This window comes from Stenotrophomonas sp. STEN038 (genome assembly GCF_056759895.1).
This window is the reverse complement of sequence record NZ_JBRRDW010000062.1, coordinates 1-22,416: the sequence shown is the minus strand read 5'-3', so window position 1 is coordinate 22,416 and position 22,416 is coordinate 1. Positions and strand designations below refer to the sequence as shown.

Genomic DNA, 22,416 nt, shown 5'->3' with positions numbered 1-22,416 from the left:
TTTTACAATCCAACACGCCGCCACAGCCATCTAGGCGGGGTCAGTCCTGACGAGTTCGAGGCAGCGCATCGCCACCCTCGGTCAGGTGTCCACTAAATCCTGGGAACTCCAGTTGAACTTGCCACTCTCTTCAAAGATCCAGCCTTCCGAGCCGAAAACGAGTATCGACTCACGTTCATTGACATGCCTGAGCTCTTTGAAGATCTCGGACAAAAAAGCCCCCAACGCTCTTTTCGAGCTGCGCGCGGCAGACTCATTCCTTACATTCCTTCAACGCAGATTCTCCCATCCGATCATCGTGACTTCCCATTGGAAATCGCTGAAGTAGTGCTTGGTCCAGAGAGCGATGACTTGTTGGAACAAGGTGTACGAGAATTTCTCGACGAAAACGGACTGAAGCAGGTACAGGTTCGTAGATCACTTGTACCTTTGCGCTCATAACCTCGCGTCTAACAGATCAGTCAACTCGAACACCTCTGCTTTAGTGGCTTAGATGTCCGCTCTGGGTCATGGCGTCGTGCGGCCAGCAGCCGACGCTCGTAGCCCCAGAATGCAACTTGCTCCGAGCAGAGGGTCCAGCAGGGATGAATAGCTAATGTGCTCCATTGTTAGTGCATTGAATTGCTCTAGGGGGACTGAAATCCCCTCCATTTCTTATGACATCCTCATGGATGAAGAATGACGAGGGGGGGGGAGCATTCGTGGAAGCACCCTCCGCCGATTGTAGGTCGGCCGCCTCGTAGCTCGCACTGGATCAGGCATTTATCTGATTTTGTACTGCATCGCAGTGCTGCGTATTTAATCGTGCACCACGATTCGCATGAATAGTCATCCTCTCGCAAAAGCGAGATGTCGCACTCGGATACGTACGCAGGCTTGTTGAGGCTTGAGCTACACGCCCCTGCGCGACAGCAGCCGCGCAGGGCAATCTAAGACATAAAAGCGGAGAGTCAGCCCACCAACTTTAGGTGCGGCTGACCCTTCCCCTTCAGCTTATCCAGGTAGTCTGCCCACGCCTGCATCATCTTCCTGCGCTCCGGCAAATGCTCCGCCCGGTTGTAAGCCGCTTTAATCGGATTTCTTTCAGAGTGGGCAAGCTGTCTTTCGATTGCATCGGATGTCCATCCCATCTCGTGCAGCAATGTGGAAGCCATGCTTCGGAAGCCATGCCCGGTCATGTCGTCAGTCCCATAGCCCAGGCGACGAAGAGCTGCATTGACGGTGTTCTCGCTCATTGGATCCCTTGAACTCCGAACGGACGGAAACACGTAGCGCCCATTCCCTGTGACCGGTCGCAGTTCCTCAAGTACTGCAACTGCCTGGTTGGAAAGCGGAACAACGTGAGCTACCCCCATCTTCATTTTCGCTCCAGGGATGTTCCATTGCTTCGCAGCAAGATCGAACTCCTCCCATTCCGCCTTACGCAGCTCCCCCGGACGAGTGAAGACCAGGGGAGCAAAGCGGAGCGCACACTGCGTGACGAGCTGCCCCGTGTACCCATCAATTGCTCGCATCAGCTCACCAACCTTCGCCGGATCGGTTATTGACGCGTAGTGCCTATTCTTCGCCGTCTTCAAAGCACCACGAAGAGCACTGGTCGGGTCACGATCCAACCTTCCGGTGGCCACGGCGTAGCGAAAGACCTGCCCACAGATCTGGCGTAGACGTTGCGTAGACTCGATCTTTTCCTGAGCCTCTAATCTGCGCAGCACCGCCAATACCTCAGCAGTGCCAATCTCGTTGATCTGTCTCTTGCCCAACCAAGGAAAGGCATAGGTCTCAAGCATCCATGCTGCCTTCTCCCGCGTTGACTGCGCCAAGTCCCCCCGGGACTCGAGCCATTCCATGGCTATCGCCTGGAAGCGGGTATCCACTGACAGCTTGGACGTGAGCTTGCTCAATTGTTTGTGCTCGGAAGGATCACGTCCCGCACGAAGCTTCGCCCTAGCCTCATCCCGGGCTTCTCCAGCTTCCTTCAACGAAACCTCGGGGTACACCCCGATCGCCAGTAGTTTCTCCTTACCATCCCAGCGGTACTTCATCCGCCAGTACCTGGCCCCGTTCGGCATCACGTGCAGGTAGAGGCCTGCCCCTGCCGCCAGCTTGTAGGGCTTGTCCTTTGCCTTCGCGTTGCGCGCGGCCATATCTGTCAATTGCTTAGCACCCATTGGGGGTACATCCTCCTTGCTGAACTCCATTTTCCGAAATGTACCCCCACTTGTACCCCCAAAGCTCTTGGATGTACGTGGACAAGCTCGGACCAAAGCGCACAAAAAAGCCCGCATTTCTGCGGGCTTAGTATGAATTCTGGACTTACCTGGACGCCATAGGATCAGGCGATGGTGCCGCTTATCCGAATCGAACGGATGACCTACTGTTTACAAGACAGTTGCTCTACCAACTGAGCTAAAGCGGCAAGGCGTGTTACGTGCTGCGGTTGCGCGATGGTAACGCTGCAGCCTGGGGAAAGCCCAGTAGACACCGGTGCTTCCCGATCCCCGCCGTGGCGGGGCGCGCCATTCTACCGCAGACGCGCGCAATCCAACGACTGTTGTTGGGTGGCGGCTGCACGCTGCTTCAAGCTGGCCGGGGTGGCTGCGCCGACGGTGGCTGCGTCCACCCACCAACTGGGGGCAATTTCGGTGCCGCTGGTGGCCAGTTTGGCCGGGAAGCCGGCGGCGGTCAGGCTGGCCAGGCGGCGCTCGGCACCTTCGCGGTTGCGGTACTGGCCCAGCGCGACGGCATTGGTTTCCTCCCCCTGGGAGACAACGAAGTAATCGCTGAAACCGGCCTCGACGATGCGCTTGGCGGTCGCCTGGGCTTCCTCGCGTGAGGCGGCCGGAGCGATCAGCACCCGATAGCTGCTGGCTGCCTTGCCGGGCACTTCACGCAGGCGCGGGCGTGCCGCATCGGCACCCAGCGCGGTCAGCGCCGCCTGTGCCTGCGCTTGGGTAGCGTAGGGGCCAAGGCTGGCGCATTGAACGACGGCAGGTGGTTTCACCTCGGCGGGCGTTGCTTCACTGGGCTTGGTTTCTACTGCTGCAGTGGCAACTGGCGGCACTTCCGCAGGCTTGGCAGCGACGTCTGCAGCTGGCACTGGGGTGAGTGCAGCAGCATCGGGCGCCACTGCTGGCGCGGCCTCGGCGACAGCCGGTGCAGCCGTATTGGCGCTACCCGCAGCAGGCGAAGGCAGCACTTCCAGGCTGGCAACGCCCGGTTCCGGACGTGCCGCAGCGGCGACCGGTTCAGCGCGCGGCGCCATCCACCACAGCGCGACGCCAACATTGAGGATGGCCAGCAGGACGATAAGGAGACGGGTCAGCATGCGGTGATCCTACCGGGCGCACGCGCCGTGGTGAACTGCCCAGCGCGCCAGACCATCCAGCACCAATGCCGGCCGGTAGTCGGCGTCAGGCAACAGCGGCAGCAACGGCAATGCGCCGCCGCCATGCACTACAAGTGCCGGCTCGCTGCCAAGCAACAGCTGCGCCTGGCGCAGGCTGCGTTCGACCAGGGCCACCGCAGCGCCATCGCAGCCGGAAGCCAACGCATCAGCGGTGTCGTTGGCGAACTCGGCGTAGTCGCCGCCAGTGGCGGGCAACTGCACAGCGCGCGCATGCAGGGCTTCGCGCATCACCGTTGGCGAAGCGCCGATGCGGCCGCCACGATGCAGGCCATCAGCATCGATCAGGTCGATGGTAAGCGCGGTGCCGACGCCGACCACCAGCACCGACTTCTGCGCTGGTGCCACCGCCAGCAAGCCGAGGAAGCGATCCACGCCGAACTTCTCCGGGCGTGCATAGGCCACGGTTACGCCCGCACACTGCGGCAGGGTTTTTGCCACCTGCACCTTGGTGAAGCGAGCCTGCAGGATCTGCATGACTTCGTCGGTCAAGGTCGCCGAGGCAACGCTTGCCACCCAGGCGGTATCGCCTTGCGGCAGGGCTTCCAACGCGCTGGCGGTGATCGCCTCGGCGCCATGCGCCCAGGCCTGCACGCTGCCAGCGCGATCGCCCTGCAATGGAGCGAACTTGAAACGCGAGTTACCCAGGTCAAACAACCAATCGCTCATGCCGCCCTCACGCTGACTTCGCCGGCATGGAAACAGGTTTCCCGCCCAGCAATATTCACCCGCAATGCGCCGTCCTCAGCGAGCCCGCAGGCCACGCCATCGTGCAGCACGCCGGCTTCTTCCACTCGCACTGCACGGCCCTGCAACACATCCACGCCCGCATAGCGCGGCAGGAACGGGGCCAGGCCGTACTGCTCGAATTGTTCCAGCGCGGGCAGCAGGGACGCCAGCAAAGCCGCCACCACGGCATTACGCGACACCTCGGCACCGGCCAGCGTATCCAGATCGGTCCACGGTTGGGTGATGTCGGCGGCGCTGGCCTGCGGCATGCGTACGTTCAAGCCCAGCCCGATCACCGCCCGCGCCGGCCCCGAAAATTCGCCGCCGCCTTCCACCAACAGGCCACCGAGCTTGTGCCCGTCCACGACCACATCGTTGGGCCACTTCAAGCCGGCGTTGCGGAAACCCAGTCCGTGCAGGGCTTCGACCACCGCGACCCCGACCGCCAGGCTCAGCCCGCCCATCCGCGACAGGCCGCCACCAAAGCCGCGCGACAGTGAAAGATAGACATGCGCGGCCAGCGGCGAGGCCCAATGGCGACCACGGCGACCGCGGCCGCCGGTCTGGCGCTCGGCCAGCAGCACCGCGGTTCCGCGCTCAGGCGCGCTGCGTTGCAGCAATTCCGTGTTGGTTGAGCTCAATGTCCAAGCTATTTCCAGCTCGGACAGATGTGGCAGCACCGCCGCTGGCAGGCCGGCGCGGATCTGTGCCGGGTCCAGCAATTCAACCGGCTGGGCCAGCCGATAACCGTCGCCAGCGCGCCCCTCGACCATCACGCCAGCGGCGCGAAGCCCTTGAATACGCTTCCAGACGGCCGCCCGGGTCAGCCCAAGCTCACGCGCCAGCGTATCGCCGGACAACGCTCCGGCCCCCAGCTTGGCCAGCAATTGGCGGTCATCCACAGCAGCTTCCTCACAACAGACCGGGAAATTATGCGGCAAGCCCCGGAGGGCGCCCAGCGCCACTCCCCTTTTCCGGAGAAAAAGCAGGCTAGAATCGGGAATTAGCCCGCCTTTGGATGTTGACGATGCGCCACCTCGCTCATTGCCTGATCCTGTTGCTGGCGCCAGTTGCAGCGCAGGCTTCGGATGCGCTCGGCGGCGCTGGCCAAAGTGCGTGCAGCTACGCGCCAGCCGAAGTGGAGCGGGTAGCCGCCCCGGCTGCCGCCGTTGGCATCGCCAACGCCCCGCCGGCAACGCCGGCCCCGGCCAAGACCGTTACCCCGCGTGCCGCCGGTGGTGGCAGCGACGATGATCTGCTGCCGCGCCTGCGTGCACCGCGCTGGCATCGCCTGCTGCCCGGGATGTTCCGCTGATCCAGTCGTTGTTGCGCTGGTGGCAGCGCACACCGCCTCCACTTGATGACACGCTCTGGCAGCAGACCTGCCAGCAATGCCTGTGGTTGTCCGGCTTGTCTGCCGAGCGCGAGCGCAAGCTGCGGGCGTTGGTGGAGCTGTTCCTGCAGCGCAAGACCATCACCCCGGTTGCCGGGCTGGAGCTGGACGACGGCCAGCGCATGGTGCTGGCCGCCCTGTGCTGCCTGCCGCTGATCGAGTTCGGCCGTGAAGGCCTGCATGGCTGGTCGGAGCTGGTGGTGTACCCGGATGCGTTCCGCGTGCGCCAGAGTCATACCGATGCGGCCGGGGTATTGCATGAGTGGGATGACGAACTGATCGGCGAGGCCTGGGGCAGCGGCCCGCTGATCCTGTCGTGGGCCGATGTGCAGGCTGACATCGCCGATCCGCAGGCCGGCTTCTGCGTGGCGGTGCATGAGATGGCACACAAGATCGATGCACTGGATGGCGCCATCGATGGCACGCCGCCGCTGCCGCGCGACTGGCAACGGCAATGGGCGCGGGATTTCCAGCAGGCCTATGACGCGTTCTGCGCACAGGTCGATGCGGATGTTGAGACCGTGATTGATCCCTACGCGGCGGAAGCACCGGAGGAGTTCTTCGCGGTGGTCAGCGAGTACCACTTCTCCGCGCCCGAACTGCTGGCGGAGACGATGCCGGCGGTGGCCGCGCATCTGCGACGGTTTTATGGGCCGGTTGAGGCTGGGCTGCAGTAGCGCTGAGGCAAGATCAAAAGCCAACCCCTCCCCAGCCCTCCCCTACGCACTGCGTGCGCAAGGGAGGGAGCAAGCTTCGCCCCCTCCCTTTGGCGCAGCCAAGGGGAGGGTTGGGGAGGGGTTCGCTTTTGACTTTGGCTTTGGTTTTGGCTTTGGCTCCTCGCGCACACAGCGCGGAGCACAGGCAGACCGCCTGCTGAAGCCCTGACCCGACGCGGAATCAGATCCCCGGCGGCAAGGTCACTTCAAAACGGGCACCGCCCAGTTCTTCGGAACGCTTGACCTGCAGTTCGCCGCGATAGGCCTTGATCAGATCCTGCACGATCGACAGACCGATGCCATGGCCCTGCACGCGCTCATCGCCACGCACGCCTCGTTGCAGCACCTTGGCGATATTGTCCTCGGCGATACCCGGACCATCATCATCCACTGCCAGCACCAGACCAGCGCGCTTGCCGTTGCCTGCGGTGATCGGCTTGGCCGTCAGCAGGACGCGGCGGTTGGCCCACTTGAAGGCATTTTCCAGCAGGTTGCCCAGCAGCTCCTGCAGATCACCAGGCTCGCCGTAGAAGTTCACCCCCGGCGTTACCTCGAACTCGCAGAACACGCCCTTGGCGGCGTAGACCTTTTCAAGCCCACGCACGATTTCTTCCGCCGTGGTCTCGATCGGCACCGGTGCGGAGAACAGCTTGTGCCCGGACGATGCCGCACGCGCCAGCTGGTAGGACACCAGGTTGTTCATGCGCTGCAACTGCACGCCGACTTCCTCGCGCAGATCGGCCTCGTTGCTGGTGCCGCTTTCCAACTGGGTACGCAGCACAGCCAACGGCGTCTTCAGGCTGTGCGCGAGATCGGCCAGGGTGTTGCGCTGGCGCTCCAGGTTCTCGCGCTCGCTTTCGATGAAGGCGTTGATGCTTTCGGTCAGCGGCTCCAGCTCGCGCGGATGCAGCTCACTCATGCGCTCGCGTTCACCGCGCTGCACGCGGGTCAACTCGTTGATCACGCGCTTCAGTGGCCGCAGGCTCCACTGCAGCACCAGCGTCTGCAGCAACAGCAGGATCAGGCCGGTAACGCCCAGCCAGAACCACACCGCCGCACGGAAACTGCGCAGCTGCATGCCCAGCGCGCGGGAGTCCTCAAGCACATAGATGGTGTACGGAAATTCGGATTCCGGCGCGCCATCACCGCCCCACACCAGGCCCATGCCATAGCGATAGACCTCGCCGGGCGTGCCGTCGATCTGGGTGATGGGCAAGGGGCCTTCGAACACTTCCTCGCGCGGCTTGAGCGTGCGCTCACTCACGTCCGGCAGCATCGGGCCTTCGGCCGACATCGAGTTCGCTACATGGCCGGGCATGACGACCTGTAGGTACAGGCCGCTGCCGGGGAAATCAAAACGCGGATCCGGTGGCTGTTCGCGGATGTACAGCGAGCCATCACGGGTGAAATCGATGCCACCGGCATAGGCGGTGGCATAGTTCTTCAGACGCTCGCTGAGGTTGTCACGCGCGGTCTGGCCGAAGGCCGCATCCAGCGCGTAACCGGCCAAGGCCAGGAAGGCCACAAGACCCACCGAGGCAGCCAGCAGCTGGCGGGCCTGCAAAGAGCGGGGCCGCCAACGCTTCAATAGCCACTGACGGCCCGTCATGACGCTATGCCCCTACGGGGCTCAGCCCTCGTTGCGCGGAATCGCGAAACGGTACCCGCGGCCACGCACGGTTTCGATCGGCTTCAATTCGCCATCCGGATCGAGCTTCTTGCGCAGGCGGCCAATGAACACTTCGAGCACGTTGGAGTCGCGGTCGAAGTCCTGCTGGTAGATGTGCTCGGTCAGGTCGGCCTTGGAGACCAACTCACCGGCATGCATCATCAGGTACTCCAGCACCTTGTACTCGTAGCTGGTCAGGTCGACATTGCTGCCGGCCACGCTCACCGTCTGGGCGGCCAGATCCAGCGCCACCGGGCCACATTCCAGGGTCGGCTTGGACCAGCCAGCGGCGCGGCGCAGCAGCGCGTTGACGCGAGCCAGCAGCTCTTCGACGTGGAACGGCTTGACCAGGTAGTCGTCGGCGCCCTGCTTCAGGCCCTCGACCTTGTCCTGCCAGCTGGAACGTGCGGTCAGGATCAGCACCGGGAATTTCTTGCCCTCGTCACGCAGCGCGCGGATCAGCTCCATGCCCGACATCTTGGGCAGGCCCAGATCGATGATGCCCACGTCGAACGGCACTTCGCGGCCCATATACAGGCCTTCTTCGCCATCCTGAGCGGCATCCACGGCGAAACCTTCGCGCTTGAGGCGTGCCGCAAGGGTTTCCCGCAGCGGGGCTTCGTCTTCAACCAGAAGGATACGCATGAACTCTCCCTAGTACTTTGGGCCGACCTTACGGCCAGCGTGTGTATTCAAAAACCACAACCACTATCGCTGTTCAGGAGTTATCGCCGCGTGGTGGCAGCTCCGCCCGCTGCTCGCGCGGGTGGTCTCGTGAAGGCGCAGGGTCGTCCATGTAGCGTACGCGCCCACGGTCATCCATGTATTTGACACGATTGATGTCACGGCCGTCATACGGCACGCGCTCGGCCCCAAGAATGCGCCCACCGGTCTCGCGTTGCACGCGCCGTACGGCGTCGGACAACGAGCGGTCATTGCCCTGGCGGGCCACGCGTGCACCGCCCTCAGCGGTAGCGACACGGGCGCTGTCGCCCCGCGACTGCTGCGGCTGCTGCGCCGACGCCACGACCACGCCCGGACCGGCCACGACCAACGTGGCAATCAGGGTGACCAGCAGACGACGACGGGAAAGCGAATGCATGGGACAGATCCTAGCGGACGGCGAGGCAACGTTCAAAATTCGTAAACCACGGCCTTGGAGGATTTTCCACGGGGCTTACGAAATTGAGCCAAATTCTTGATTTTTAGGGGTGAATCCGATCTGAACCCGTCCGCCCGTCCCGCGCACTCGTTCAGCAAGCTGACCGGACAAAGAGCCCTTCCCCCGCCCAACCCGCCGGCTCAGGCGACCCGCTCTGCCTGCCTGCGGGTGACCTGCAACGCCTGTTCGACCAAGGCCCAGTCAGCGCCGGGTCGGTGTGCGCCTTCGCTAAGCACCTGACGGAAGCCACGCCCACCCGGCTGCCCATGGAACAGGCCGAGCACGTGGCGGGTGATGTGCTTCAGTGCCAGGCCGGCGGCCAGCTGCGCTTCCACATAGGGACGCAGCGCGACCAGCAGTTCCTCGCGCCCGCGCAGCGGCTGGCCGGTCTGGGCACAGTCCAGCGCATGCAGCACATAGGGGTCGTGGTAGGCAGCACGGCCGAGCATTACCCCGTCCAGGTGCTGCATGTGCTGCTGCGCGGCCTCGACCGTGGCGATGCCGCCATTGATCACCAGCGGCAGCGCCGGGCGCTCACGCTTGAGCTGGTAGGCCCATTCATAACGCAGCGGCGGAATCTCGCGGTTCTCCTTGGGCGACAGGCCCTTGAGCCACGCATTGCGGGCGTGCACCACCACCATCGCCGCGCCGGCCTGTACCTGCCGGTCCACAAAAGCGGCAAAAACCTCATAGTCCTTGTCCTCGTCCACGCCCAGGCGGCATTTCACGGTGATCGGGATATCCACCGCCGCCACCATCGCCGCGACGCATTCAGCAACCAATTCAGGTTCGCGCATCAAGCAGGCGCCAAAACGCCCGGCCTGGACCCGATCGGACGGGCAGCCACAGTTGAGATTGACCTCGTCATAGCCCCAGTCGGCAGCAATACGCGCGGCTTGGGCCAACGCATCGGGATCGCTGCCACCCAGCTGCAGGGCCAGCGGTTGCTCGACCGGATTGAAGCCGATCAGCCGCTCGCGGTCGCCATGGATCACCGCATTGGCATGCACCATCTCGGTATACAGCCGCGCACCCGGCGCCAGCAGCCGGTGGAACACCCGGCAATGCCTGTCGGTCCAATCCATCATCGGGGCAACGGACAGGCGCAGGGAGTCGGCGTAGCGGGAGTTTTGAGGCAGGGATGGCATGCAGCGCGGGGTCTTGTGATGCGTGGATCGGCCATTTTCGCCCAAGTCCCGCCTTCACGCTGGCATATCGGCGCTGGCTTTCAGCTTGCGACCGGGTTTGTGTGCGGCCGCTTGGCTGCAAGCGGCTCCAAAAGCGGGCGGATCACAGCAGCACGGAAGCTCAGACAGGCAGCCCTGATCCATCTGGACCAGGACTGCCCAAGGCAAACACCGGGGCCTTGATCAGGGCAGATCCGGCATCAGCAACAACAACGCCAGCCACAGCACCTTGCAGGCCACGTGCAGGGCCTGGTCCAGGTTGTAACTGATGCGATGGCCACACTTGAGGTCATCTATCAGCATGTGGCTCAGGGTTTCCAGCACCGCAAGCACGATGCTGCCGGTGATCCAGCCCACCGCGCCGCCGTGGATCACGCCATGCGCGGCCAGTGCCTGGTACCAGGGCACATCGGGCACCGGCGCATGCCGGTTCTTGGCCCGCGACAGAAACTCACCTTGCAAAGGGTAGTCGGCCACGGCATGGGCAAAGATCAACAACCCAAACATCTGTAGCAGCGTATAGTAGGTCATCTAGGGTTTGCGTTGGGACGTGGATCGGAGTCTGGCATCACTTGGGGCACCGGCGCGATCTGTGCTGCACAAACTTCCGGGGAAGTTACATCCGGCGACATGCAAACCCGGCGTGCAAGCGATGGCCCGCCCGCGGTCGCCACCAGAGCAGCCTGGCGGCACGCCCCCTGTGTGCGCGCTGCTAGCCGACTCGGCAGTGCTCCCGCTGCCTGGCTACTTGCTCGTCCCCTGTACTCGTTGTCCTGGCGCCTGCCATCCGGACCTTGGTCGATATGGCGGGTCCAGTCTAGATCGGTGCCGTAAGAACAGCGCCGCTAGAATTGGCGGCCCCCTATTCGAGCACCGTCATGAACGCCTATGCCCTGCTGGCCTGCGCCATCGCCCTGGAAGTGCTCGCCACCTCCCTGCTCAAGGCTTCTGATGGCATGAGCCGGCTATGGCCAACCGTTGGTGCCCTGGCCGGTTACAGCGTGTGCTTCTGGTTGCTGGCGCTGGTGATGAGGACGATACCCACCGGTATCGCCTATGCGATCTGGTCCGGTGTCGGCATCGTGCTGATCTCGTTGATCGGGTTGTTCGTGTTCAAACAGAAGCTTGATGCGGCCGCCATCGTCGGCATTGGCCTGATCTGCGCCGGGGTGCTGGTGATCAACCTGTTCTCGCGCTCGTCGGCGCATTGAGCGGGCATGGCTCCGGCGGTGATCGCTGGTAAGGCCCCTGCCGAGCATGGCTCGGCACTACCTTGTTGCGATCGGCGCTGGCTTAAACTATTGGCCCCCGCGCCAGGAAGTTGTCGATGTACGGAACAGACGTTGCGCTGCTGGTTATCGATCTACAACCGGATTTCATGCCCGGCGGTGCCCTGCCCTGCCAGCACGGCGATGCCATCGTGCCCGCCATCGCTGCGCTGCTGGATGCGCGTGAATATCAGACCGTGGTTGCGACCCAGGACTGGCATCCGGCCGATCATGCCTCGTTCGCCAGCCAGCACGTCGGGCACAAACCCTTCGACTCCATCCAACTGCACGGCCAGCCACAAACGCTGTGGCCGGACCACTGCGTGCAGGGCAGCGCAGGTGCCAGCCTGGATGCGCGCGTGGACTGGAAACATGCCGACCTGATCCTGCGCAAAGGCACCCAGCGCGACGTGGATTCGTACAGCGCATTCCGCGAGAACATCGGTCCGCAGGCGTCCCGCGCGCCCACCGGACTGGCGGGCTGGCTGCACGAACGCGGCATCCGCGAAGTCCATGTCTGCGGACTGGCGCGTGACTACTGCGTGCTGTGGAGTGCGCAGGATGCTGCGATCAGCGGTTTTGCCGTGCGCTTCCTGTGGGAGCTGACCCGTCCAGTGTCGGCAGCCAACGATGCCGCCACCCGCATCGCCTTGAACGAATGCGGGATTCATATCGACTAAACCAGATCTGCTGATCCGGCTCGACTGATCAGCGGAACACCACCGTGCGGTGGCCATTGAGCAGGATGCGATGCTCGACGTGGCGGCGCACCGCGCGCGCAAGCACCTGCGACTCGGTGTCACTGCCCAGCTGCACCAGATCACGCGGCGTCATCGCGTGATCCACCCGCGCAACGTCCTGCTCGATGATCGGGCCTTCGTCCAGGTCCGAGGTCACGTAATGCGCGGTCGCGCCAATGATCTTGACCCCGCGCGCATGCGCCTGGTGGTACGGCTGTGCGCCCTTGAAGCTGGGCAGGAAGCTGTGATGGATGTTGATCGCGCGGCCCGACAGCGCCTGGCATAGCCGCGGCGACAGGATCTGCATGTAACGCGCCAGCACCACCAGATCGATGCGTTCGCGCTCGACCAGGTCGATGATCTGTTGTTCCTGCTGCTCGCGGTTCTCGGCGCTCACTGGCAGGTGATGGAACGGCACATTGTAGGAACCGGCCAGCCCAGCGAAGTCGTTGTGGTTGGAGGCGACCGCTGCGATATCCACCTTCAGCTGGCGGCTATGGGTACGGAACAACAGATCGTTGAGGCAATGGCCCTGCTTGCTGACCAGCACCAGCAGGCGCGCGCGGCGACGCGCATCATGCAGCTCCCACTGCATCGCGAACGCTTCGCCCAGGCCCTGCAACCTGGCACGCACCACCGGCTCATCCCCGCTGGTGCTCATGTCGAAATGCACACGCAGGAAGAAGCGGCCGCTCTCATCGTCACCGAACTGCTGCGCATCAAGGATGTTGCAGCCCGCCTCGAACAGCAGGCCGGACACGCGGTAAACAATACCGGTGCGGTCGGGGCAGGAAAGGGTGAGGATGAAATCAGGACGCATGGCCAACAACATTTATCAGTGGGGTCGTGGAAAGTAACCGTTCCAGTGGATTCCCAGCAAAGACAGTTGCAGCTGACACGGTTTGCCCATCCGCCAGCTCAGTGCGGATGCACGGTCAGCGCCACCAGCCGCATCACCAACGGCCGCACCACCAGCACGCAGCAAAAGGCGGTCGGCATCGCCAGGCAATAAGCCGACAACACCCGCACCGGGAACTGGCCATCAATGCCGGCATTGGCGGCGGTGATCACCAGGCACATCAGCATGGCCATGATCGAGGCCATGAAGAAGGCAAAGACTATCGGGGTGGCACGCGGTTGCAACTTCCAGCGGGCAAGGGCGATGGGACGGGGGTCGAGCATCCAGCGGGATCCAGGCAGGCAGCAATCAGGGCTGCGGGCCGGGCACGATAGTCAGCGGCTCGGAAGACGGCTAGATCGCGCGGGCTTGGCGCTTTATAAAGATTTACTTTGTAATCCTCCCGGAAAATGCCACCCGGCATGAACATTCTCCATTCGATCCGCAGTTTCATCCGCACCGCCGACGCCGGCAGCCTTGCCGCTGCCGCACGCACCCTGGGCATCAGCGCGGCGGCGGTGGGCCAGAACATCGCCCGTCTGGAAGCCCATCTGGGCGTGCGTCTGTTCAACCGCACCACCCGCCAGCTGGCCCTGACCGAGCGCGGCGCCGTCTACCTTGCCCAGGTACGGCATATCGAACGCGACCTGCAGCGCGCCCAGGCTGCGGTCACCGATCCCGATGCGCAGCCTGCCGGGCCACTGCGCATCGCCAGCAGCGTCGCATTTGGCCGGTATGTGCTGGCACCGCTGCTGCCGGCCTTGCAGCAGCGCTACCCACGTTTGGAAATGGAGTTGCTGCTGGCCGATCGCAGCGTCGACCACGGCCATGAAAACGTGGATGTCAGCATCCGCATCGAGCCGCAGCTGGAAGAGGGCCTGGTGGCACGCCCAATCGCGCAGATACCGTTCGTGTTCTGTGCGGCACCGGCCTATCTGGCGATAGCCGGCACACCACGCAGCCCCGAAGACCTGCGCGAGCATCGCTGCCTGCTGTTCCGCTATCCGCTGGATGGACGCTATCTGCGCTGGGGCTTCGTCCGCGATGGCCTGCGCTTTGATGCCGAAGTGCAGCCGGCACTGGTCAGCGACGACATCGATGCACTGGCAGCGATGGCGGCACGCGGCGGCGGCATCACCCGGCTGGCAGCCTTTGTCGCCGCGCCCTATCTGGCCCGCGGCGAACTGCAGGCCTTGTTCCAGGATGAGTCCAGCAGCGATGCGCGGGCTTCACCGGAGCCGATGCGCCTGTTCCTGTGCGTCAGCGACCGCCGCGACCTGACCCCGAAAGTGCGCTCGCTGCTGCAGCACATCCTCGATGCCCTGCCGCCGGCCTGGCGCATCGACATCGACCACGCCTGAGCGTCAGCGGCTGTATGCCGCTGGCGCCCTGCTTCCTGCTCAGCCTTGTTCGGCCAGTTTGAACAGCCCACGCGCTGCATGCGGCTCGCTGCGCAGATACTGCGGCGCAACCGTCACCTGCGCACCCAGCGCCGCGGCTGCATGCCACGGCCAGCGCGGGTCGTACAGAATGCCGCGGGCGATACCAATCGCGTCGGCCTTGCCTTCAACCAGAATCTCTTCGGCATGCGCAGGCTCGGTGATCAGGCCCACCGCGATCACCGGCGTGCCGATCTCGGCCTTGATCGCAGCGGCCTGCGGCAGCTGGTAGCCGGGGCCGACCGGAATCTGCTGGCGTGGGTCCAGCCCGCCACTGGAGACGTGCAGGAAATCATTGCCACGTGCCTCCAGCGCCTTGGCCAGCACGATGCTCTGGGTGACATCCCAACCGCCTTCCACCCAATCGGTGGCGGAGATGCGCACGCCCAAGGCCACATTGGCCGGCACCACCGCACGCACCGCATCGAATACCCGCAGCAGCAGGCGCATGCGGTTTTCCAGCGAGCCGCCATAGGCATCATCGCGCTGGTTGCTCAACGGCGAGAGGAACTGGTGCAGCAGGTAGCCGTGCGCGGCATGCAGTTCGATCAGCTCCAGACCAAGCCGCACTGCGCGCTTGGCGGCAGCAACAAAGTCTTCGACTACGGCTTCGATGCCGGCGTCATCCAATGCTTCCGGGGTGGGATCACCAGCCTTGAACGGCAATGCCGACGGTGCCAGCACCTGCCAGCCGTGCTCCTGTTCCGGCGCGATCGCGCTACCGCCATCCCAGGGCCTTGCAGTGGACGCCTTGCGCCCAGCATGCGCCAACTGCACGCCGATCGGCATGCTCGACCAGCGCCGCGTCGATGCCAGCACCTTGCCGAGCGCAGCCTCGGTAGCGTCATCCCACAAACCCAGATCGGCCCAGCTGATACGTGCACGTGGCTCGACCGCAGTGGCTTCGATGATCAACAGACCGGCACCGGACTGCGCCAGCTGGCCCAGATGGATCGTGTGCCAATCGGTGGCCTGCCCATCCTGCGCCGAGTACTGGCACATGGGCGCGATGACGATGCGGTTGGAAAGGGAAAGCGGGCCTAGCGACAACGGTGAGAAAAGCTGACTCACGTGGGGGACGTCCATCAACAGTGGGGGCACCCATTGCACGCCGCAGCGGCCGCTGATTCAACCGGCGAGATGGATCACTGCGTCTTGATGCCGTCCAACAGGAACGCAAGTGCCTGCGCGCAGGGCATTTCCACCTTCAGCGACAGCAGGTGATCGGCGCGGGTACGGCCGAGATTGACGGCAGCTATCGGTAAGCCGGCCTTGGCGGCGGCATCGACGAAGCGGAAACCGGAATACACCATCAGTGACGAACCCAGTACCAGCACCGCGTCGGAACGCTGCAGGTGCTCGTGCACCGCCGAGACGCGCTCACGCGGCACGTTCTCACCGAAGAACACCACGTCCGGCTTCAGTACGCCACCACATGCCTCGCAGGCAGGCACATCGAACGAAGAGAAATCAGCCTCGATATCGGCGTCACCATCGGGCGCGATGCCAGCCTCCAGCACGTCCCAGCCCGGGTTGGCATCCAGCAGGCGTTGCTGCAGCAACTCACGCGAGCTGCGTGCTTCACAGCCCATGCAACGCACCTGATCCAGACGGCCATGCAGGTCGATCACGGTCTGGCTGCCGGCAGCCTGGTGCAGGCAGTCCACGTTCTGGGTCAGCAGCAGCTCGATGCGACCATCGGCTTCCAGCGCCGCCAGCGCATGGTGCGTGCCATTCGGCAGGGCCTGGCCAAAGCGCGGCCAGCCCAGCAGGCTGCGCGCCCAGTAGCGCCTGCGCGTCGCCTCCTCGCCCATGAAGGCCTGGTAGGTCACCGGCGGCGTGCGCTTCCATTGGCCATCGCTGTCGCGGTAGTCGGGAATACCGGAATCCGTGCTGCAACCGGCGCCAGTGACTACAAACAGGCGCCGGTGGCCGGCAATGAACTGCGGCAGTTCGGTGATCACCGCCGGCGACAAGCGCCCGGTCTGTGCCGATGAAGTGGTCATCGCCGTGCAGCTCAGGCCTGCGTCGGCAGCGTCGGCAGCGTCGGCACGGTGGTCGGATGACCTTCGCCATCCAGCGCGATCATCACGAACGTGCCCTTGGTGCAGAGCGCGCGTTCGCCGTTGTGCAGGTCTTCGGCGATCAGTTCGACTTCCACATGCATCGAGCTGCGACCAACCTTGACCACCCGGCCGATGGTTTCCACCATCTGCCCGATGCGGATCGGCAGCTTGAAATCGACCTGGTCCGAGCGTGCGGTGACCACGGTGCAACGCGAGTAACGGGCAGCGGCGAGAAAGGCCGCCTTGTCCATCCACGCCAATGCCTGGCCGCCGAACAGCGTGCCCATATGGTTGGTGTGGTTGGGGAACACGATCTCCGCCATGCGGACTTCGACCGGCGGATTGGTTTCGACGATGGGCGTCATGGAGGCATCACCTGTAAGTTGGCGCCGATGATACGCCCGCGAAGCTGTGCAGCCGGTGAGCGCTCTTCCCCCTCCCTTCGGCGCAGCCGAGGGGAGGGCTGGGGAGGGGTGCCTTTGCTGTTGCCGTTGCCGTTGCCGGTGGTTCCCACAAAAAGCTGCAATCGAGCGCTACGTGTAAAGCCCAAAGCACCCCTCCCCAACCCTCCCCTGCGCTTCGCGCAAGGGAGGGCGTCGATCAGAACGCCATATCGAACGCGACTTCACCCTGCACGCCCACCTGGTACGCAGAAGCGCGGCGCTCGAAGAAGTTGGTCAGTTCCTGCACATCCTGCAGTTCCATGAACGGCAGCGGGTTGCGCACGTTGTACTTCTTGGCCATGCCCAGCTTCAGGAAATGGTTGTCGGCGCAGTGCTGCAAGTACTCACGCATGTCGCGGGTGGAGATGCCAGCAACGCCACCGGACAGCACGTCTTCGGCGAACTGCACTTCGCACTCGATGGCCTCTTCCAGCATCTGGTAGACCTCCTGCTCCATCTTCGCGTCGAACAGGTCGGGTTCTTCGGCGCGGATCTTGCGCACGCACTCGAACGCGAACTCCATGTGGCAGCTCTCGTCGCGGAATACCCAGTTGGTGCCCGAGGCCAGACCCGGCAGCAGGCCACGCGAACGGAAGTAGTACACATAGGCGAAGGCAGCAAAGAAGAACAGACCTTCGATGCAGGCGGCGAAGCAGATCTGGTTGAGCAGGAACTGGCGGCGATCGTCGCGGGTTTCCAGACGCTTGGTTTCCTGCAGCGCGTCGATCCACTTGAAGCAGAACGCGGCCTTCTTCTTGATCGAGTCGATGTTCTCCACCGCGGCGAAGGCCTTGAAGCGCTCTTCCGGATCCGGCAGGTAGTTGTCCAGCAGGGTCAGGTAGAACTGCACGTGCAGCGCTTCTTCGTACAGCTGGCGCGACAGGTACATGCGCGCTTCCGGCGCATTGAGGTGCTGGTACAGGTTCAGCACCAGGTTGTTCGACACGATCGAGTCGCCGGTGGCGAAGAACGCGACCAGGCGGTGGATCAGGTGCTGGTCGGCCGGCGACATCTTCTGGTGCAGGTCGGTGATGTCGATCTGGAAATTGATCTCCTCCACCGTCCAGGTGTTCTTGATGGCGTTGCGGTACATCTCGTAGAAGTCCGGGTAACGCATCGGACGCAGGGTCAGCTCGAAACCGGGATCGAGCAGCATTTGACGGGATTCATTGGACATGGGGGTTTCTCCTTTCCCTTCTCCCTGCGGGAGAAGGGCCTGTCCCCGCGAAGGCGGGGATGCCCCGAAGGGGCGGATTGGGTTGGTTCCTGGGGGTTGGCGCTACGTGCTTTTAAGAGCACCCTCACCCCAACCCCTCTCCCGCTTGCGGGAGAGGGGCTTATGCAGTGCTTACTGGCAGGCTTCGCAGGCTTCCGGGTTTTCCAGCGAGCAGGCCACGGCTTCCACCGGGGTGTAGCTGCTGACCGTGGTCTTGGCGATCTTGGTGGCCGGACGCGAACGCAGGTAATACGTGGTCTTGATGCCCTGCTTCCAGGCGTACATGTACATGGACGACATCGCGCCGATGTTCGGGCTTTCCATGAACAGGTTGAGCGAAGCCGACTGGTCGATATAGGCACCGCGCGCGGCGGCCATGTCGATCAGCGAACGCATCGGCAGTTCCCATGCGGTGCGGTAGATGTGGCGCAGGGTTTCCGGTATCTGCGGCAGGCTCTGGATGGAACCGTCGGCCAGCTTGATCGCATCGCGCACTTCCGGCGTCCACAGGCCCAGCTGCTTCAGCTCGGCAACCAGGTGACGGTTGATCTGCAGGAAGTCGCCGGACAGGGTCTCGCGCTTGAACAGGTTGGACACCTGCGGCTCGACGCACTCGTAGCAACCGGCGATGGAAGCGATGGTCGCGGTCGGCGCGATCGCGATGATCAGCGAGTTGCGCAGGCCGTGCTGCTTGATGCGCTCGCGCAGTGCGTCCCAACGCTCGACGTCGTCCGGCACCACGTTCCATGCATCGAACTGCAGCTCGCCGTGGGCGGCGCGGGTGTCGTTGAACGAGGGGTGCTTGCCGCGTTCCTGGGCCAGTTCGCAGGACACTTCCAGCGCGTGGAAATAGATGGCCTCGGCAATCTTGGTCGACAGCGCGCGTGCTTCGGCGGAGTCGAAGGCCATGCGCTTGCGGAAGAACACGTCCTGCAGGCCCATGCAGCCCAGGCCGACCGGGCGCCAGCGCAGGTTGCCGCGGCGCGCGGTTTCGATCGGGTAGAAGTTCAGGTCGATGACGCGGTCGAGCTGACGCACGGCCAGGCGCACGGTCTCGGCGAGCTTCTCGAAATCGAAATCGCCATGTGCGTCGAGGTGGTTGCCGAGGTTGATCGAGCCCAGGTTGCAGACTGCGGTCTCGTCGTTGGAGGTGATCTCCAGGATCTCGGTGCACAGGTTGGACAGGTGGATCACATTGCCGGCGCGCAGGGTCTGGTTGCTGGCCAGGTTGCACTTGTCCTTGAACGTCATCCAGCCGTTGCCGGTCTCGGCCAGGGTGCGCATCATCCGCGAGTACAGCTTGCGTGCCGACACGGTCTTGCGTGCCTTGCCCTGGGTTTCCGCCTGCACATAAGCCTGCTCGAAGGCCGGCCCGAACAGATCGGTCAGCTCCGGCACCACGCGCGGATCGAACAGCGACCATTCCTGGTCGGCCTCGACGCGCTGCATGAACAGGTCCGGCACCCAGTTGGCCAGGTTGAGATTATGCGTGCGGCGCGAATCATCACCGGCGTTGTCGCGCAGTTCGAGGAAGTCCTCGATGTCGGCATGCCAGGTTTCCAGGTAGACGCAGGCCGCGCCCTTGCGCTTGCCGCCCTGGTTGACCGCAGCCACCGAGGAATCCAGCGTCTTCAGCCACGGCACGATGCCGTTGGAGTGGCCGTTGGTGGACTTGATCAGCGAGCCACGCGAACGCACGCGGGTATAGCTGACGCCGATGCCGCCGCTGAACTTGGACAGCTGGGCGATGTCCGCATAGCGGTCGTAGATGGATTCCAGCGAATCCTGCGGTGAGTCCAGCAGGAAGCACGAGGACAGCTGCTCGTGGCTGGTGCCGGCGTTGAACAGGGTCGGGCTGGACGGCAGGTAGTCCAGGCTGCCCAGGCGCTGGTACAGCGCCAGTGCTTCGGGCACGTCCTCGCTCAGCGCGCTGGCGATGCGCAGGAAGAACTGCTGCGGGGTTTCGATGACCTTGCGCGAATGCGGATGCCGCAGCAGGTAGCGGTCATACATCGTGCGCAGGCCGAAGTAATCGAAGTTCAGGTCGTAGCCCGGATCGATCGCGTCGTTGAGCTTGCGTGCGTTGACCTGCACGAAGTTGAGCAGGCGGTCGTTGATCAGGCCCACTTCGTGGCCACGACCAACCGACTGCGAGAACGCGTGGATTTCCTGGCCGGAGACTTCCTTGCCGATGAAGTTGGCCAGCAGGCGTGCGGCCAGGCGGCCGTACTCGGGTTCTTCGCCGATCAGCAGGGCGGCGGTACGGATCGACAGCTCGTCCAGTTCCTGGGTGCTGGCGCCGTTGTACAGGCCGGAGATGGTGCGCGTGGCCACCCGCATCGGGTCCACCGCATGCAGGCCTTCGCAGCAGCGCTGGATGGCACGGACGATCTTGTTGAGGTCTACCGGCTCGGTGCTGCCATTGCGCTTGGTCACGCTCATGGCGGTGGCGGTCGGCGGCGGGGTCAGTTCAAAACCGGCTTCAGCCGGAGCGACGTCAGTATGAGTGGCAGTCACGACGATGGTGTCCTTGCAAACGTTATGCACGCAGCTCCTGCCCGCGCAGGAAGCAGAGCCGGTACGGAGCAGCGAGCATGGAAGGACGGCGTCGCAGCAGCCGCGACAGCGCACGACCAAGAGTCGGCAGCAGCCACGGCACCACGTCACCAGCCGTCTTCCCCTCGAAGACACCGCAGCCGGCACCACGCGGTGTGCATCGCGTGGCTGTCGGCAGGTCTTCGGACTCATGGGCAGGAAGGCGGGGGCCTTCTCCTACTCCGCCGCTTCCCAAGGCTGCTGCCTCAGTGCTGTTGGCGGGGTCGTTCCCAATTACCGCTGCGGGGCAGTGCCGGACTAGCCTTGAAGGCATCACCAGCTTCCCTATTAATCCGACGGAAAATCCCGCCAGAACCGACGGAGCACAAGATAGTGGGGGTGTATGACAGGGTCAACACCAAATCTAGTATTTCTTTGCCAAGCCTTGCGGCACAAGGCTTGGACTGTCTGCCGCCCGGGCCGGACACTGCAACCTGCTGGAACGGAGTGCGCAGTCAAGCCTTTTGCAGAGCTTTTTTGTAGGGAAACCACCTGTCTTGACTACGTAAATTTCTGATGAAATTTCCGGACGTGACTTCCGGCCGGCGCAGCCCTTGCCGCGAGCGGCCAAGCTGGCCGCATCCTCCCGCCACGAGCTCGCCGCCATGCGCCTGCTACCCATTGCCACTTCGCTGGCCCTGCTGCTGCCGCTGGCAGCCCAGGCCGCTACGGCCAAGGCGCCGGAGCTGTCCGCCGACCAATGCGGCGTGTCCACCGACTACAACGTGCTGGTCGACGGCGGCGGCATCTGGCTGCGCCGCGATACGCTGCCGATGCGCGAGATCGTGTTCCACGATGGCCAGCTGAGCATCGACAACCGCATGCAGACGGTATCGGCCGCGGATGCACAACGCCTGCGCGCGCTGGAGGATGGCGTGCGCCGGTTGATGCCGGCGGTGACCGGCATCGCCACCGAGTCGGTTGGCATCAGCTTCGATACGTTGGACTCGGTTTACGAAGGCCTCACCGGCAACGCCAACTCCCGCAAGGTGCGCAAGTTGCGCAAGGAGGCCGAACGTTTTGTCGAACAGACCATCGGCCGCGGCCGCTGGGACCAGGACCTGTTCAATGAAGGTTTCGAAGCACGGGTGCAGGATGCCGCTGAGAGCCTGAGCGGCTCCATCGCCCGCAGCATGCTGTGGGCGGTATTCACCGGTGGCGAGGACAAGTTGGATGCGCGCGCAGACAAACTCGACGCCGAACTGGAGCAACGTCTGGAGGGTCGAGCTGCCGCCCTGGAGCAGCACGCGCGCTCGCTGTGCACGCAGGTACAGGCGCTGGATAGGCTGCAGTCGGCACTGGAGTTCCGCCTCGATGGCCAACCACTGCAGATGATGCGCGTGAGTGGCGATGGCGCGACGATGGCGGCAAGCGATGACCGCCAGGACGACCGTATTCCCCAGCCTGCGCGGTAGCGCCTGCTCATCTGTAGTGGCGGGGCGCGCGGGCCGGGCGGCGTGACGCTTAATCACAAACACACCAACGGCGAGGA

General features: G+C 63.8%; 22 protein-coding genes, 1 tRNA gene and 1 riboswitch. Of the genes, 6 read left to right on the top strand and 17 right to left on the bottom strand.

What is annotated here, in order from left to right; translation table 11 throughout:
* Positions 1–950: 950 nt before the first annotated feature.
* The 5 genes from ACVOLS_RS18880 to birA form a co-directional block, all read right to left on the bottom strand.
* Positions 951–2,198, bottom strand: coding sequence for a tyrosine-type recombinase/integrase (locus tag ACVOLS_RS18880; protein WP_481546899.1), 1,248 nt, complete (start codon positions 2,196–2,198; stop codon positions 951–953).
* A 142-nt stretch (positions 2,199–2,340) separates the two neighbouring features.
* Positions 2,341–2,416: transfer RNA gene (locus tag ACVOLS_RS18875), tRNA-Thr, on the bottom strand.
* A gap of 105 nt (positions 2,417–2,521) precedes the next feature.
* Positions 2,522–3,325: an SPOR domain-containing protein gene (locus ACVOLS_RS18870; RefSeq protein ID WP_481546898.1), complete on the bottom strand. Its 804-nt coding sequence runs from the start codon at positions 3,323–3,325 to the stop codon at positions 2,522–2,524.
* A 9-nt stretch (positions 3,326–3,334) separates the two neighbouring features.
* The gene (locus tag ACVOLS_RS18865; protein WP_481546897.1) at positions 3,335–4,072 is read right to left on the bottom strand and encodes a type III pantothenate kinase; all 738 of its coding nucleotides are present in this window, start codon (positions 4,070–4,072) and stop codon (positions 3,335–3,337) included.
* Positions 4,069–5,034 (bottom strand): bifunctional biotin--[acetyl-CoA-carboxylase] ligase/biotin operon repressor BirA, encoded by a 966-nt coding sequence (gene birA, locus ACVOLS_RS18860; protein WP_481546896.1) that lies wholly within the window; start codon positions 5,032–5,034, stop codon positions 4,069–4,071. The genes ACVOLS_RS18865 and birA overlap by 4 nt, the downstream gene beginning before the upstream one ends.
* 125 nt (positions 5,035–5,159) lie before the next feature.
* Between birA and ACVOLS_RS18855 the strand changes: the two genes are divergently transcribed.
* Positions 5,160–5,447, top strand: coding sequence for a hypothetical protein (locus ACVOLS_RS18855; RefSeq protein ID WP_481546895.1), 288 nt, complete (start codon positions 5,160–5,162; stop codon positions 5,445–5,447).
* Between the two features lie 8 nt (positions 5,448–5,455).
* Positions 5,456–6,202, top strand: a complete 747-nt coding sequence (locus ACVOLS_RS18850; protein WP_481546894.1) for a M90 family metallopeptidase — start codon at positions 5,456–5,458, stop codon at positions 6,200–6,202.
* A gap of 220 nt (positions 6,203–6,422) precedes the next feature.
* On the opposite strand, the gene ACVOLS_RS18845 is transcribed toward ACVOLS_RS18850, so the two are convergent.
* The 5 genes from ACVOLS_RS18845 to ACVOLS_RS18825 form a co-directional block, all read right to left on the bottom strand.
* Positions 6,423–7,850 (bottom strand): ATP-binding protein, encoded by a 1,428-nt coding sequence (locus ACVOLS_RS18845; RefSeq protein ID WP_481546893.1) that lies wholly within the window; start codon positions 7,848–7,850, stop codon positions 6,423–6,425.
* A 21-nt stretch (positions 7,851–7,871) separates the two neighbouring features.
* The gene (locus tag ACVOLS_RS18840) at positions 7,872–8,555 is read right to left on the bottom strand and encodes a response regulator transcription factor (RefSeq protein ID WP_057627010.1); all 684 of its coding nucleotides are present in this window, start codon (positions 8,553–8,555) and stop codon (positions 7,872–7,874) included.
* Between the two features lie 73 nt (positions 8,556–8,628).
* The gene (locus ACVOLS_RS18835) at positions 8,629–9,012 is read right to left on the bottom strand and encodes a PepSY domain-containing protein (protein ID WP_481546892.1); all 384 of its coding nucleotides are present in this window, start codon (positions 9,010–9,012) and stop codon (positions 8,629–8,631) included.
* Positions 9,013–9,212: 200 nt separating this feature from the next.
* Positions 9,213–10,220 carry a tRNA dihydrouridine(20/20a) synthase DusA gene (gene dusA / locus ACVOLS_RS18830; protein ID WP_481546891.1) on the bottom strand — a complete coding sequence of 336 codons (1,008 nt, stop codon included), beginning with the start codon at positions 10,218–10,220 and terminating at the stop codon, positions 9,213–9,215.
* A 222-nt stretch (positions 10,221–10,442) separates the two neighbouring features.
* The gene (locus ACVOLS_RS18825) at positions 10,443–10,790 is read right to left on the bottom strand and encodes a DUF3307 domain-containing protein (protein ID WP_481546890.1); all 348 of its coding nucleotides are present in this window, start codon (positions 10,788–10,790) and stop codon (positions 10,443–10,445) included.
* Positions 10,791–11,137: 347 nt separating this feature from the next.
* Between ACVOLS_RS18825 and ACVOLS_RS18820 the strand changes: the two genes are divergently transcribed.
* Positions 11,138–11,470: an SMR family transporter gene (locus ACVOLS_RS18820; RefSeq protein WP_343229761.1), complete on the top strand. Its 333-nt coding sequence runs from the start codon at positions 11,138–11,140 to the stop codon at positions 11,468–11,470.
* 116 nt (positions 11,471–11,586) lie between these two features.
* Positions 11,587–12,207, top strand: a complete 621-nt coding sequence (pncA, locus tag ACVOLS_RS18815) for a bifunctional nicotinamidase/pyrazinamidase (RefSeq protein WP_481546889.1) — start codon at positions 11,587–11,589, stop codon at positions 12,205–12,207.
* 28 nt (positions 12,208–12,235) lie between these two features.
* Here the strand turns inward: pncA and purU are convergent, their stop codons facing one another.
* Together purU and ACVOLS_RS18805 are read right to left on the bottom strand one after the other, a co-directional pair.
* Positions 12,236–13,087 carry a formyltetrahydrofolate deformylase gene (gene purU, locus ACVOLS_RS18810; protein ID WP_481546888.1) on the bottom strand — a complete coding sequence of 284 codons (852 nt, stop codon included), beginning with the start codon at positions 13,085–13,087 and terminating at the stop codon, positions 12,236–12,238.
* 98 nt (positions 13,088–13,185) lie between these two features.
* Complete coding sequence (locus ACVOLS_RS18805) at positions 13,186–13,449, bottom strand: DUF2798 domain-containing protein (RefSeq protein ID WP_481546887.1); 264 nt, start codon at positions 13,447–13,449, stop codon at positions 13,186–13,188.
* 138 nt (positions 13,450–13,587) lie between these two features.
* Between ACVOLS_RS18805 and ACVOLS_RS18800 the strand changes: the two genes are divergently transcribed.
* Positions 13,588–14,526 (top strand): LysR family transcriptional regulator, encoded by a 939-nt coding sequence (locus ACVOLS_RS18800; protein ID WP_481546886.1) that lies wholly within the window; start codon positions 13,588–13,590, stop codon positions 14,524–14,526.
* A gap of 39 nt (positions 14,527–14,565) precedes the next feature.
* Here the strand turns inward: ACVOLS_RS18800 and ACVOLS_RS18795 are convergent, their stop codons facing one another.
* The 5 genes from ACVOLS_RS18795 to ACVOLS_RS18775 form a co-directional block, all read right to left on the bottom strand.
* Positions 14,566–15,675: an NADH:flavin oxidoreductase/NADH oxidase gene (locus ACVOLS_RS18795; protein ID WP_481537829.1), complete on the bottom strand. Its 1,110-nt coding sequence runs from the start codon at positions 15,673–15,675 to the stop codon at positions 14,566–14,568.
* A 74-nt stretch (positions 15,676–15,749) separates the two neighbouring features.
* The gene (locus tag ACVOLS_RS18790) at positions 15,750–16,610 is read right to left on the bottom strand and encodes an NAD-dependent protein deacetylase (RefSeq protein ID WP_481546885.1); all 861 of its coding nucleotides are present in this window, start codon (positions 16,608–16,610) and stop codon (positions 15,750–15,752) included.
* An 11-nt stretch (positions 16,611–16,621) separates the two neighbouring features.
* Entirely contained in the window at positions 16,622–17,035 is a 414-nt protein-coding gene (locus tag ACVOLS_RS18785; protein WP_481546884.1) for an acyl-CoA thioesterase, read from the bottom strand.
* A 235-nt stretch (positions 17,036–17,270) separates the two neighbouring features.
* The gene (locus ACVOLS_RS18780; RefSeq protein WP_481515141.1) at positions 17,271–18,290 is read right to left on the bottom strand and encodes a ribonucleotide-diphosphate reductase subunit beta; all 1,020 of its coding nucleotides are present in this window, start codon (positions 18,288–18,290) and stop codon (positions 17,271–17,273) included.
* 171 nt (positions 18,291–18,461) lie between these two features.
* Positions 18,462–20,771: a ribonucleoside-diphosphate reductase subunit alpha gene (locus ACVOLS_RS18775; protein ID WP_481515147.1), complete on the bottom strand. Its 2,310-nt coding sequence runs from the start codon at positions 20,769–20,771 to the stop codon at positions 18,462–18,464.
* Between the two features lie 271 nt (positions 20,772–21,042).
* Positions 21,043–21,259: riboswitch (cobalamin riboswitch) on the bottom strand.
* A 270-nt stretch (positions 21,260–21,529) separates the two neighbouring features.
* Between ACVOLS_RS18775 and ACVOLS_RS18770 the strand changes: the two genes are divergently transcribed.
* Positions 21,530–22,339: a DUF2884 family protein gene (locus ACVOLS_RS18770; protein ID WP_481546883.1), complete on the top strand. Its 810-nt coding sequence runs from the start codon at positions 21,530–21,532 to the stop codon at positions 22,337–22,339.
* Positions 22,340–22,416 lie beyond the last annotated feature (77 nt).